The 13,319-nt window shown below is 31.9% G+C and carries 12 protein-coding genes; 4 read left to right on the forward strand and 8 right to left on the reverse strand.

Annotated features, from left to right (window positions below; translation table 11 throughout):
• Positions 1 to 44: 44 nt before the first annotated feature.
• The 6 genes from ACUV9F_RS06240 to ACUV9F_RS06265 all read right to left on the reverse strand — a co-directional run bounded on the left by ACUV9F_RS06240 (position 45) and on the right by ACUV9F_RS06265 (position 6,300).
• Positions 45 to 293 carry a type B 50S ribosomal protein L31 gene (locus tag ACUV9F_RS06240; RefSeq protein ID WP_446183413.1) on the reverse strand — a complete coding sequence of 83 codons (249 nt, stop codon included), beginning with the start codon at positions 291 to 293 and terminating at the stop codon, positions 45 to 47.
• Positions 294 to 359: 66 nt separating this feature from the next.
• Positions 360 to 1,892: a ribosomal protection-like ABC-F family protein gene (gene abc-f, locus ACUV9F_RS06245; protein ID WP_446183414.1), complete on the reverse strand. Its 1,533-nt coding sequence runs from the start codon at positions 1,890 to 1,892 to the stop codon at positions 360 to 362.
• Between the two features lie 211 nt (positions 1,893 to 2,103).
• Positions 2,104 to 3,366, reverse strand: a complete 1,263-nt coding sequence (gene murA, locus ACUV9F_RS06250; protein ID WP_446183415.1) for a UDP-N-acetylglucosamine 1-carboxyvinyltransferase — start codon at positions 3,364 to 3,366, stop codon at positions 2,104 to 2,106.
• 66 nt (positions 3,367 to 3,432) lie between these two features.
• Positions 3,433 to 5,046 (reverse strand): CTP synthase, encoded by a 1,614-nt coding sequence (gene pyrG / locus ACUV9F_RS06255; RefSeq protein WP_446183416.1) that lies wholly within the window; start codon positions 5,044 to 5,046, stop codon positions 3,433 to 3,435.
• 172 nt (positions 5,047 to 5,218) lie between these two features.
• A complete protein-coding gene (gene rpoE, locus ACUV9F_RS06260) occupies positions 5,219 to 5,821 on the reverse strand; it encodes a DNA-directed RNA polymerase subunit delta (protein WP_446183417.1) in 603 nt (200 codons plus the stop codon).
• Between the two features lie 44 nt (positions 5,822 to 5,865).
• Positions 5,866 to 6,300 (reverse strand): YwiB family protein, encoded by a 435-nt coding sequence (locus ACUV9F_RS06265; RefSeq protein ID WP_446183418.1) that lies wholly within the window; start codon positions 6,298 to 6,300, stop codon positions 5,866 to 5,868.
• Positions 6,301 to 6,340: 40 nt separating this feature from the next.
• On the opposite strand from ACUV9F_RS06265, the gene ACUV9F_RS06270 reads away from it, so the two are divergent.
• From ACUV9F_RS06270 to mscL, 4 genes are all read left to right on the forward strand, one after another.
• Complete coding sequence (locus ACUV9F_RS06270) at positions 6,341 to 7,153, forward strand: lipoate--protein ligase family protein (protein WP_446183419.1); 813 nt, start codon at positions 6,341 to 6,343, stop codon at positions 7,151 to 7,153.
• 9 nt (positions 7,154 to 7,162) lie between these two features.
• Entirely contained in the window at positions 7,163 to 8,488 is a 1,326-nt protein-coding gene (locus ACUV9F_RS06275) for an HD domain-containing protein (protein ID WP_446183420.1), read from the forward strand.
• 109 nt (positions 8,489 to 8,597) lie between these two features.
• On the forward strand, positions 8,598 to 10,280 hold the full coding sequence (locus ACUV9F_RS06280) for a glycerol-3-phosphate dehydrogenase/oxidase (RefSeq protein WP_446183421.1): 1,683 nt from the start codon (positions 8,598 to 8,600) through the stop codon (positions 10,278 to 10,280).
• 83 nt (positions 10,281 to 10,363) lie between these two features.
• Positions 10,364 to 10,765 carry a large conductance mechanosensitive channel protein MscL gene (gene mscL, locus ACUV9F_RS06285; RefSeq protein ID WP_446183422.1) on the forward strand — a complete coding sequence of 134 codons (402 nt, stop codon included), beginning with the start codon at positions 10,364 to 10,366 and terminating at the stop codon, positions 10,763 to 10,765.
• 86 nt (positions 10,766 to 10,851) lie between these two features.
• Here the strand turns inward: mscL and ACUV9F_RS06290 are convergent, their stop codons facing one another.
• Positions 10,852 to 11,835, reverse strand: a complete 984-nt coding sequence (locus ACUV9F_RS06290) for a ribose-phosphate diphosphokinase (protein WP_446183423.1) — start codon at positions 11,833 to 11,835, stop codon at positions 10,852 to 10,854.
• Positions 11,836 to 11,847: 12 nt separating this feature from the next.
• Positions 11,848 to 13,239, reverse strand: a complete 1,392-nt coding sequence (gene glmU / locus ACUV9F_RS06295; RefSeq protein WP_446183424.1) for a bifunctional UDP-N-acetylglucosamine diphosphorylase/glucosamine-1-phosphate N-acetyltransferase GlmU — start codon at positions 13,237 to 13,239, stop codon at positions 11,848 to 11,850.
• Positions 13,240 to 13,319 lie beyond the last annotated feature (80 nt).

The following is a 13,319-nucleotide window of genomic DNA, read 5'->3' on the forward strand; positions in this document are numbered from 1 at the left end:
AATTTCCTCACATAAAAACAAAAAAACAGCCATACTGGCTGTTTTTATTTGTTTGATAGTCCATATTTCTTGTTGAAACGATCGATACGTCCATCTGCTTGAGCAAATTTTTGTTTACCTGTGTAGAATGGATGAGAATCTGATGAAATTTCAACACGAATCAATGGATATTCTGCACCTTCAAATTCAACAGTTTCTTCTGAGTTAACTGTTGAACCTGCAAGGAACTTAGCACCAGTTGATGAATCCATAAACACAACTGGATGAAAATCTGGATGAATATCTTTTTTCATTGTAAATTTCTCCTTTGCCCTAAACTGTTTGCCAGTCTAGAGATTATTAACTGACATTTAAAAAGTTTAACATGTTTTTTGATCACTTTCAATAGTAGTAGTACTCTCAAATATAATTTTTTTATCAGAAATTCCATTAATGAAATCTTGATCATGTTCAATTACTAACATAGTAGGGTGATATTTTTTAATAGCCTCAATAATTTGGCTTCTTGTTATTACATCTAAATAATTTAATGGCTCGTCCCATATATAAATATTTGCGGGTTCCAATAGACTTAGTGCTAACGCAACTTTTTTCTTTTGTCCTTGGCTCATACTCTCAATTTTCGAATTAAATAATGACCTCTCAAACCCTAATTTTCTTAAATTTGAAAAAATTTCATTTTTAGATATATTTTTTTCTTGGCTGAGTTCTTCAATTGTTCCATTTAATTCATTAGCATTTTGACTCAGATAAGATATTTTAAGATTAGACTTTACTTTTAATTCTCCAGTTAATTTTGCGTTACTTTTATTTAATATACTTTTTATTAACGTTGACTTTCCAACGCCATTTTCACCGATAAATGTAAAAATTTTACCAAGCTCTAAATTAAATGAAATAGGCTGATTTATAACATTACCATTAAATCCCATTTGTAAATTTTCTGCAGTAATTATTTCCTTAAAATGCACGTCATTTAAATAATTAAAACTTAATGGTTCATCTATTTCGATATTTTTAAGTAATGACTCTTTTTCATTGATAGCGTTATTTGCTCTATTTTCTATTTGTTTAGCTCTTTTCATCACTCTTGCCGCCCGTGATCCAATAAATCCTTTATCTAGTTTGGCATTTTCCATACCTTGTTTTTTATATTTATCTGATTCTTTTTGTTTAGACCAATTTTCTTTTTTTGTAGCTGACAATTTCATTTTTTTAATTTCAGATTGTAGTTGTTCTTTTTGTTGTAATTCGTGTTTATCTTGCTTATTTTTTTCTATTTCCCAAGTATCAAAATTCCCCTTATATACACTTATATTGCTGCGATCTATTGAAATAACGTGATCAACAACATTATTTAAAAACACTCTATCATGACTTACAACAATAAATCCCTTTTTAGATTTTAAATATTTTTGAACAATCTGACGTCCTTTTATATCAAGATGATTTGTTGGCTCATCTAACAACTGAAACTCTCTTTCATTAACAAACATTGCTGCTAACTGGACTTTTGTTTGCTGTCCGGGACTTAAAATATTGTAAGGCTCTTTTAAGATTTCATTATCTAAATTCAATTTTTCAAATTCTATTTGTATTTTCCATAAATCATATTCTTCGATACTAGATATTTCAAAAATAATTTCTTCAACTTTTCTAGTTTGATTTTTAATGTCTTTAGGAAAATAGGAAAAGTTTAAATTAGTTAAAATTTTCCCATCATAACTTAGTTGATTTTGAATTATTTTTAATAATGTAGTTTTTCCGCGGCCGTTTCTTCCAATTAAACCTAGTTTCCAAGTCTCATCTATTTGTATATCTATATTTTCAAACAGATTCTGTGACATATTAGAATATTTAAAATTTAAGTTTTGTATTTGTATTGTTCCCATATAGTTCACCTCGTATTATTAAATCAGTACGAGCTTATTCAACAAAAAAAGACGCCACAAAAGTAGCGTCAAATAGGCGAAGTTTCGCCATTGATACTACTAAGTTGAAAAGCAAATAAACATACTGATTCGTATATTTAATCTTATTTCAACTTAGTTTCTCAACGGCTTCACTTCCTTTCAGTTATATTGTAAATAGTAATATATCAGATTAATCTTCATCGATCAAGGATACATCAGCTCCAAGATTTCTAAGTTTCCAAATTACGCGATCATATCCACGCATAACATTTTCAGCATTTTCAATGACTGTCTGACCCTGTGCCATTAAACCGGCTGTAACAAGACATGCTCCAGCTCGAATCTCATCAGCAGTAACTGTAGCTCCTTGCAACTGATTAGATTTGCCAACAATAATTAAATCATTCTCGTTGGTTATTTCAGCTCCCATTTTTACTAACTGTGGAATATGTCTAATTCTTTTTGGATAAATAGTATCAGAGATTATTCCTTGCCCTTCAGCTTTTAATAATAAAGGCGTAATTGGTTGTTGCAAGTCAGTGGCAAAGCCAGGATATGGCATTGTTTTAATTCTTACACTATTTAGTCTTTCAACGGGATGCACATAAATACTATCTTCATGAACATCTAAAGGAACACCCATTTCTTCAAGTTTTGCTATGTATGCATCTAGATGTTCCGCAATAATATTTTTAACCAAAACACCATCACCAACTGCTGCTGCCATAGCTAAGTAGGTACCTGCTTCAATTCGATCAGGGATAATGGTATGTGAATTATGGGAATTTAATTGATCAACTCCCAAAATTCTAATTGTTTCAGTACCAGCTCCTCTGATTTGAGCGCCCATATTATTTAAAAATGTTGCCAAATCGATAATTTCAGGTTCTTTTGCAGCATTTTCAATAACAGTTACTCCCTTAGCCCTAACTGCAGCTAAGATAATATTTATTGTAGCTCCAACGGATACCATATCTAAAAATATCTTTGCACCATGTAACCCATCTTTAGCTTCAATTACAATATTTCCATTTTTATTTTCTACAGTTGCGCCAAGCGCTTCAAATCCCTTGATATGTTGATCAATTGGTCGAGGACCAATATCATCACCACCGGGTAATCCAACAATGGCTTTATTAAACTTACCTAATAATGCACCCATAAAATAATATGACGCACGTAAAGACGTAACTTTATCATCTGGGAGTGGACCAAATTCCATTTCTGTTGGGTCAATTGTTAATATATCCTCACGAAATTCTGATTGGACATTCATATCACTTAGAATATCCATTAGATTGTAAACATCCCTTATTCGGGGTACGCAATCTAAAACAACTTTTGAGTCGGATAAAATAGCAGCAGGAATAAGAGCAACTGTACTATTCTTTGCCCCACCAATTGATACTTCACCTGATATTTTTTTTCCACCATTAATAACAATTTTTTGCATTTTTTAGTCCAACTAATCCTTTAAATATACTCTATCTAATATACCTATTTTTCTAATGATTTACAATTAAAATTCTGATTCTTCTAAATCAGATGCAGCTCCAATAAATGCCTTAAATAATCCTTCTGGACGATTTGGTCTTGATAAGAACTCTGGATGATATTGTGCAGCAACAAAGAATTTATTATTTGGGTTTTCAATTACTTCAACTAAACGTCCATCTGGAGATAGCCCTGAAAATACAAATCCTTTATTTTCAAATTCTTCACGATAATCATTATTAAACTCATAACGATGACGATGACGTTCTTGAATTTCATCTTGATTGTCATACAACTCTTTAGCTTTTGAACCTTCTTTTAGTTTACATGGATATAGGCCTAAACGTAAAGTTCCACCAATTTCTCTTACACCTTGTTGATCTGCCATCAAATCAATAACTTTATTGGCAGCATTTTCATCAACTTCACCAGTTGTTGCATCTTTAATACCCACAACATTTCTAGCAAATTCAATACATGCCATTTGCATACCTAGACAAACTCCTAAATAAGGAACATCGTTTTCTCTAGCATATCTAATTGATTCGATCATTCCTTCTAATCCACGATCACCAAAACCACCAGGGACAATTATCCCATCACTATCTTTTAGCATTTCATCAACATTATCTTTTGTAATATCTTCTGCTTTTATCTTTGTGATTTTAACATCTGAATTATATACATATCCGGCATGTTTTAATGCTTCTGTAACAGAAATATATGCATCTTGTAACTCAACATATTTACCAACTAATGTGATATTTGTTGTATGTTTTAAATTCAAAACACGTTGCTCTAAGTTTTTCCAAGATGTCATATCTGCCTTTGGAGTTTCTATATGTAAATAATCACAAACTATTTGATCCATATTTTGCTTTTGTAAGTTTAATGGTATTGAATACAAAGTATCCACATCGCGTGATTCAATTACTGCATCTGGTGATACATCACAAAATGATGCAATTTTATCTTTCATTGATTGAGGAACTTCTTTTTCAGTTCTTACGACCAAGATATTAGGTTGAATACCAACTCCACGAAGTTCTTTTACACTATGTTGAGTTGGTTTGGTTTTCATTTCTCCTGCAGCACGTAAGTATGGAATTAAAGTCGTATGAATATAGATACAGTTCTCTGCACCAACTTCAGCTTTCATTTGACGTAATGCTTCTAAGTATGGAAGAGATTCAATATCACCAACAGTTCCACCAATTTCAGTAATAATTACGTCTGAGTCTGTTGTTGAGGCTGCACGCATTATTTTTTCCTTAATCATATTTGTAATATGTGGTATTACTTGAACTGTTGCGCCTTGGTAATCTCCACGGCGTTCTTTTTTCAATACTTCTGAATAGATTTTACCTGTAGTAACATTTGAATATTTATTCAAGTTATTATCAATAAATCTTTCATAATGACCAAGATCCAAGTCAGTTTCTGTTCCATCATCCGTTACAAAAACCTCACCATGCTGATATGGGCTCATTGTTCCAGGATCAATATTTATATATGGATCAAATTTTTGAACAGTTACTTTCAATCCACGATTCTTTAATAATCTTCCTAATGAAGCAGCAACAATTCCCTTACCTAATGATGACACAACTCCACCAGTAACAAAAATATATTTAGTCATAAAATCTATTCCTTTCTTATGTACACAACTTGAGGTAGCAACTCTTCTTAAATATAAAACAAGCCCCCTATTCATTTCGAACAGGGAGCTTGTTATTTAAGACGTCTCTTAAGAGCCCAAACAATATAATATAGATATATAGTCGATTCGTCAAATAAAAAATGCTATTTTTTTATTCTTCATCATCGTCTTCGTCGTCATCTTCTTCATCAAGGTCAATATCTTCATCATCTGCATCATCAAATTCAGTTAGTTGACCTTCAATTCCGTCTGGTAAATCATCGCTTTTATCTTCATCATCGTCATCATCTAAAGTTAAATCACTATTAGTAAACTTAGATAAATCAGGTCCTTCACCAGCACCGATTACAGTATCGTCATCATCTGCATCATCGTCGTCATAATCAACAACATCATCATCTTCTGCATCATCATTTAAGAATGCATTAACTTTAGCACCTGTATTAATTGTTGGTTCATCTCCCATATCTTCTGGGTGATTTACTTCTTCATCAATTGAATCTACAGCATACCATTTACGTAATGCCCAAACATTATCACCTAATGATATAAAACTACCATCATTATTTAAATCTGTATAAAATTGTGGAAGTTGATCTCTAACGTCTGAGTCATCTTTTTCCAAGAATTCTTGGATCATGTTAACTAAATCAGCGAATGAGATTGCTTCTTCTTTTTGTTCGAGAATAGCATGGGCAACTTCAATCATTGATAATTCATCTTTAAGTTGACCATCGAAAATATCTAATTTCACGGGTCCACGTCCTTTCAAACAGCCTTCTTATAATATTAACCTATTTACCCCCTAAAAATCAATCGTAACTTATATTCTCCAAGTATTTGATCTTGATTATATAAATTATATTGAATCTTAATCTCACCTTTTTCAGATTTTTCGTCCAAATTTATATTTATTTTTAGGGTTTTAGCAATTAAATTCATCGTACCATAAATAGTTTTATAAATAACATCTTTTTGATCTTGTTCTTTAAAGTAAAAATCAGACATTTCTTGCCTATTTTTTGATTGTCTATTTAATAAGACCTCTCCAGTTTTCATTAGATCAAAACGAATATTAAATATATTCTCAGAGTTTTCTTCTAAAAATTGTATTACATGTCTATCTTTAAAAGACTCAATAGTCCCTTCAGATTCAATTGTAAATGAATCAATGTTTTCATCTTGTTTTATTAATGTTTCTAATTTAACTTTTATCTGTTTAGAATTATTCATTTTACGTACTTTCTTATATAATAGTAATCAGGAGATAGTTATGTTAAAAAATTTAGATACTTTGTTATTATACGACCGAAATTACAAACAACCAACCAAAATTTATTTACCGTTTGCTGAAAATAATGTTTTATTAAAATCTTTAGAATCAGATACAATTTTAAATTTTTGGACAATGGATGACACAGTAATTCTTGGAATGACTGATCAACGTCTACCTAACCTAACCGAAGGCCTAAAAATTTTTAAAAAAAATAATTACAAATACTTTGTAAGAAATTCTGGTGGGCTTGCTGTAATTAATGATAAAGACATACTAAATATTTCTTTATTTATCCCAAGAAAAAAATATAATCTATCCATCGATTCTGCTTATCAGATAATGGTTGATTTAATACAACTTTCAATACCAGAAAAAAAAATCGACGTTAAAGAAATTGCCAATTCGTATTGTCCAGGAGATTTTGATTTAAGTATTAACGGAAAAAAATTTGCAGGAATTTCACAGCGACGAGTAACTAATGGTATTGTTGTCATGGCATATTTAAGCATTACAGGTAATCAAAATAAAAGAAGTTTATTAATTAAAAACTTTTATTCAAAAAGCAATATTCCAAAAAACGAGAAATATACTTATCCAGATGTTGATCCAGCCGTAATGGAAAATTTAGATGTCTTGCTTAATAAACATATGTCTATTGAGGAATATAAAAAATCAATTTTTAATTCTTTACCCACCATTAAATTAGACTCAAAAACCCTTAACTTGTATACTCAGACACAAGAATATCAAGAACAATTAGATATCGCTTTAAATGATTTAAAAACCAGAAATAAAAATATTATTTTATAGAGGTTAAAAATGGATAATATAATATACCTTCCAAGAGAAAAAGTTTTTAGAGATCCAATTCATAACTACATACATATTGAACATAAAGTTATTTTAGATTTAATTAATACTAAAGAATTTCAACGACTACGTAGAATAAAACAACTAGGTACATCTTCTTTCACATTTCATGGGGCTGAACATACTCGTTTTACACATAGTATTGGAGTTTATGAAATAACACGTCAAATATGTGACAATTTTAAAAGAAACTATCCTAGCCATTCAAAAGAAGACGGTCTTTGGAATGATGAAGAACGTATCGTTGCACTTTGTGCTGCCTTACTTCACGATGTAGGGCATGGTCCTTATTCTCATACATTTGAGCATATTTTTGACACTGACCACGAGCAATGGACTCAAGAAATAATTACAAATGAAAAAACTGAAATCAACGCCGTTCTAAGAAAAGTCGCTTCTAATTTTCCTGAAAGAGTTGCAAGTGTTATAAAAAAAACATATCCTAATCCTCAAGTCGTTCAAATAATATCTAGTCAACTTGATGCTGATAGAATGGATTATCTACTTCGTGATGCATATAATACTGGAACAAATTATGGTATGTTTGATTTGACCCGAGTTTTACGAGTAATGCGACCTTACAAAGAAGGAATTGCTTTTGAAACTGATGGAATGCATGCTGTTGAAGATTACATCTTAGCAAGATTTCAAATGTATCAGCAAATTTATTTTCACCCAGTATCAAGAGGCATGGAGGTGATTTTAACTAATCTACTTCAAAGAGCCAAAACACTTTATGAAAATGGAGATATGGAAGGCTTTGATATGCCAAGCTTATTAGTCCCATTCTTCGAAAAAAATGTATCTGTTAATGATTATTTACGCCTTGACGATGGTGTATTGAACACTTACTTTAATCTATGGATTGATCATCCTGATAAAATTTTAAAAGACTTAACAAGAAGATTTTTAAATAGACATCCTTTTAAGTCAATTCAATTTACAGACTCTACTAAATATTTAATACCAAATATGAAAGATTTAGTGGAAAAATGCGGCTTTGATAAACAATACTACACAGCAATTAATAATAGTTCAGATCTTCCATATGACGCATATAACGAGCCTAAAACACCTATTGAAATCATCCAAGAAGATGGAACATTAAATGAATTATCTACTCTTAGTTATCTAGTAGCATCGATTTCAGATAAAATCTCTAAAGATGAGCGTTTATTCTTCCCTAAACAAATGCTGACAAAAACTAGAAATAGTATATTTGATAGCTATTATGATGAATTTCAGTCACATATAAATAATAACCAATTAATATAAACTACCTTTTTGGTAGTTTTATTTTATTTATAAGTAGTGGTACCGCTTTCAAACGAGTGCGAGATGTTTTATTATTATAAGTGTAAGTAAAATTCTTGGAGGTAAAATAATGAAATTTTCAAATGAAACAAGAACTGATAATATAAAAAAAATGCAAGAAGAACAAACTGATCTACTTGTAATAGGTGGTGGTATCACTGGTAGTGGTATTACTCTCGATGCACAGACCAGAGGTATTCAGACAGCTATGCTGGAAATGCGTGACTTTGCTTCAGGAACATCGAGTAGATCTACCAAACTCGTTCACGGTGGACTAAGATATTTAAAACAAGCTGCTATTAAAGAAGTAGCTGAAGTTGGTCAAGAACGTGCCATTGTTTATAACAATGCACCAGCAGTCACTACTCCATTAAAAATGATGCTTCCTTTTTATAAAGGTGGTACTTTTGGTCCTTTCACAACTGCAATTGGGCTTGATGTATATGATAGATTAGCCAGAGTTAAAAAATCCGAAAGAAAATTTATGCTAAATCCTGAAGACTCACTAACCCGTGAGCCATATATTAAAGGTGACGGATTAAAAGGTACTGGGGTCTATGTAGAATACCGTACAGACGATGCGCGTTTAACTCTTGAAGTAGTGAAAAAGGCAAGTGAAAAAGGTGCATTAATTGCTAACTATGTTAAAGTAATCGACTTATTATACACTGATAATAAGGTAAGCGGGGTCAAGGCTCAAGACACTTTAACAGGTGATATTTTTGAGGTGCACGCAAAAAAAGTTATTAATGCAAGTGGTCCTTGGGTTGATGACATTCGCGAAATGGATGGTTCAAATACAGGCAAGCATCTACACTTAACAAAAGGTGTTCATCTTGTAATTGATCATGAAAAATTCCCTATTTCCAACTCATTATTTTTTGATACACCTTTCCACGATAATCGTATGATGTTTGCAATACCTCGTGAAGGAAAAACTTACATCGGAACCACTGATACTACTTGGACAGAAGATCCTAAAGAACCAGATATCACTAAAGAAGATGTAACTTATATTCTTGCTGCAGCAAATCAAATGTTTTCACTTCCTCAAAAACTAACTCCTGAAGACGTTGAATCAGGTTGGTCAGGAGTACGACCACTAATTCAAGAAGAAGGAAAATCCCCTTCAGAAATTTCTAGAAAAGACGAAATATTCCAATCAGAAAGTGGCTTGCTTTCAATTGCTGGCGGTAAATTAACTGGATACCGTAAAATGGCTGAAAAAATCGTTAATAAAGTTGCCCATCAACTTGAAGACGAAACAGACTATGTATTCCAACAAAAACACACAGTTAATATGCCTCTTTCAGGAGGAGATGTAGGCGGTGATAAAGGCTGGGATAACTATTTCCATGAAACTGTAAAAAAAGGAATTGCCGAATTTGACTTGAGTCGCGAAGATGCTGAAAAAATCGTACAACGTTATGGCTCAAATGCTCCAATTGTTTTTTCTCTTCTACCCGAAACAAAAACCAAATCAGGATTAGACAGAGTTGATTATGCTATGGTGCAATACGGTCTAGAATACGAAATGGTTGAGCACCCTATTGACTATCTGTTAAGACGTAGCAGTCAGATGTTATTTGATATAAATCATATGAAGAGTGTAAAAACTCCAGTAATTAATTACATGCAAACTTATTTTAATTGGTCAGATGAAACTAAAGAAAAAATGACTGAAGAAATCGATGAAAAATTACAATTAACTGATCTTTCTGAAATTAAAAAAGAATATAAAGAAGAAAAATAAAAATTTCACTTTCTCTTTATTGAATATCCTTTAATTATTCTGCTATAATTACCATTAGTATTGTATATTTGGAGGAAATTATTGTGAGAAGTTTTTTGAAAGAATTTAAAGAATTCATTTCAAGAGGAAGTGTTATTGACATGGCCGTCGGTGTTATTGTTGGTGGTGCATTTAAAGATCTTGCCGGATCACTTGTAGCCAACTTAATTAACCCATTATTAGGTCTATTCCTAGGGCAAGTTGATTTATCTTCAATTGTATTAAGAATAGGAAATGCAAACTTCAAGTTTGGTATGTTCATAAACTCAATTATCGAATTTATTATGATTATGTTTGTAATCTTCCTTATTGTTAAGGCAATTAATAAGATGCGTTCACTTGGTAAACAAAGTGAAGAAGAGGAAGAAGAAACACAAATTAACACAGCTGAGAACTACCTAATGGAAATTCGTGATTTGCTAAAAGAACAAAAAGAAAGCAAATAATTAAGTCAATCTTTTGAAAACAAAAAATCCACTTTGATTTTATTTAAATCAAAGTGGATTTTTTTTTTATTATATATAACTAGAACTTATTTTTTATTAGGCCTAAATCTTGTTACAAACAACGGACTAACCGGTTCATTATTGTGAATTCTTAAAATTGCATCTCCAATTAATGGACCTACTGAAATTTGTACCATTTTATCAATTTGTTTTTCATCTGGTAAATTAATTGAATCAGTAACAATTAATTGTTTAATTGGTGATTCAGCGATCCTTTTTATTGCGGGTCCCGATAATACAGGGTGTGTACAGCAAGCATAAACTTCTTTAGCTCCCGCATCAATCAATGCTTGTGATGCCAATGTCAAAGTACCAGCAGTGTCAATCATATCATCAATAATAATTGCTCGCTTATCCGTTACATCTCCAATAATATTCATCACTTCTGCAACATTTGCTCTTGGTCTTCTTTTATCAATAATTGCAATCGGTGTTTTCAAAAATTCTGCTAATTTTCTAGCTCTAGTTACACCACCATGATCAGGAGATACTACAACTGCATTATCATCTAAACCTTTTTCTAAGAAATAATCAGCTAACAAAGGAGCTCCCATCAAGTGATCCACTGGTATATCGAAGAATCCTTGAATTTGCGCAGCATGTAAATCAAGTGCTAAAACTCTATCTACTCCATCACGTTCAAGCATATTGGCAACCAACTTAGCAGTGATAGGTTCGCGTGAACGCGCCTTACGATCTTGTCTAGCGTAGCCATAATAAGGAATTACAACATTGATCATTGAAGCAGAAGCACGTCGTAAAGCGTCAATCATTATTAATAATTCCATTAAATTATCATTTACGGGATCTGAAGTTGATTGTACTAAAAAGACCTCTGCTCCACGTATACTTTCTTCAATATTTATCTGAATTTCACCATCACTAAACTTAGTAACTGATGACTTACCAAGTTCAACTCCCATTGATTCAGCAATTTTTTCTGCTAATGGTTTATTTGAATTTAAAGCGAAAATTTTCAGTGGTCTAGTTTCATTATTTGTACTTATCATAAGTTCCTCCAATTATTTATTCCATTCTTCACTATCAGCTATAGCAAGTCGTTTCCAAAAATCTTCTTTATTAGTTTGCCTTGCCCTGGCAATACCCATGGCATGATATGGAATATCATCAGTTATAGTTGAACCTGCAGCAACAAACGCATGATCAGATATCTTAACAGGATTTACTATATTAGAATTACTTCCTATAAATGTATGATCTCCAATAGTACTGTGGAATTTTTCAACTCCGTCATAGTTTACGAATACAACACCACAACCTACGTTAATATCACTTCCTAATGTAGCGTCTCCTACATATGTTAAATGGCCAATTTTTGTACGAGGACCAATATCTGCATTTTTGATTTCACAAAAATTACCAATATGAACCTCTTCCCCAATAATTGCATTAGGTCTTAAGTGACTGTTTGGTCCACAATTACTGCCGTCTTTCATCTCTGCTTCTTCAATAGTTGAACTTATTATCTTAATATTATTTCCTATTTTAGAATTTTCAATTCTACTACCACTACCAATTAAGCAATCAGAACCAATAACTGTATTCCCAAAAATTTTTGTATTTGGCTCAACTATAGTATCTGAGCCAATTTCTACTCCATAATCTATATATGTACTTTCTGGATCAATTAATGTAACACCATTTCTCATATGCATTTCATTAATTCTTCTACGCATTACTTTTTCAGCACTAGATAAGGCAACACGATCATTTACACCCATAGACTCATTAAAATCACTCATTTGATAAGCAGAAATTTTCCCACCAACATTTTTTATAATTTCAATTACATCTGGTAAATAATATTCACCTTGTGCATTATCATTTCCTATTTCATGTAATCTCTGGAAAAGAGTTTTATTATCAAAACAATAGACCCCAGTATTAATTTCATCGACCATTGCTTCTTCTTCAGAAGTGTCTTTTTGTTCGACGATTTTTACTACTTGGCCTTCGTTATTTCGGATAATTCGACCATACCCAAATGGATTGGGAGCTTTCGCTGTCAATATAGTTGCCAAAGCTTTTTGTTCTTCATGAAATTTGAACAAATTATCTAATGTTTCATGAGTAAATAAAGGAGTATCTCCACTAATAATTAGTGCTGTTCCTTCTTTATCTTTTAGTATGTCTTCAGTTTGTAAAACTGCATGAGCTGTCCCTAATTGCTCTTCTTGTAAAGCATACCTAGTTCTATCACCCAAAAGATCTTCAACATCAGTTGCACCGTGTCCAACAACTGTCACAATTTCTTTAGCATTAATTGATTCAGCTTGAGTCAATACATGGTCAACCATTGCCTTACCGCTAACCTTATGCAATACCTTGTATAATTTTGATTTCATTCTGGTACCTTTACCAGCAGCCAAAATGACGACAAATCGATCACTCATTCAAAAATATCTCCTAACATTAAAAAGGCTCCGATTGATTAAACCGTCTCTATAAATAATACCCTAAAGATACAGTTCTC

It is taken from the genome of Daquilactobacillus linshuiensis (genome assembly GCF_052828685.1).

Excerpts from the sequence above, each read along its gene's own strand:
- pyrG (WP_446183416.1), bottom strand. The coding sequence starts at position 5,046 with ATGACTAAATATATTTTTGTTACTGGTGGAGTTGTGTCATCATTAGGT.
- ACUV9F_RS06275 (WP_446183420.1), top strand. The coding sequence starts at position 7,163 with ATGGATAATATAATATACCTTCCAAGAGAAAAAGTTTTTAGAGATCCA.
- ACUV9F_RS06265 (WP_446183418.1), bottom strand. The coding sequence starts at position 6,300 with ATGAATAATTCTAAACAGATAAAAGTTAAATTAGAAACATTAATAAAA.
- abc-f (WP_446183414.1), bottom strand. The coding sequence starts at position 1,892 with ATGGGAACAATACAAATACAAAACTTAAATTTTAAATATTCTAATATG.
- glmU (WP_446183424.1), bottom strand. The coding sequence starts at position 13,239 with ATGAGTGATCGATTTGTCGTCATTTTGGCTGCTGGTAAAGGTACCAGA.
- ACUV9F_RS06270 (WP_446183419.1), top strand. The coding sequence starts at position 6,341 with ATGTTAAAAAATTTAGATACTTTGTTATTATACGACCGAAATTACAAA.
- murA (WP_446183415.1), bottom strand. The coding sequence starts at position 3,366 with ATGCAAAAAATTGTTATTAATGGTGGAAAAAAAATATCAGGTGAAGTA.
- ACUV9F_RS06240 (WP_446183413.1), bottom strand. The coding sequence starts at position 293 with ATGAAAAAAGATATTCATCCAGATTTTCATCCAGTTGTGTTTATGGAT.
- ACUV9F_RS06290 (WP_446183423.1), bottom strand. The coding sequence starts at position 11,835 with ATGATAAGTACAAATAATGAAACTAGACCACTGAAAATTTTCGCTTTA.
- ACUV9F_RS06280 (WP_446183421.1), top strand. The coding sequence starts at position 8,598 with ATGAAATTTTCAAATGAAACAAGAACTGATAATATAAAAAAAATGCAA.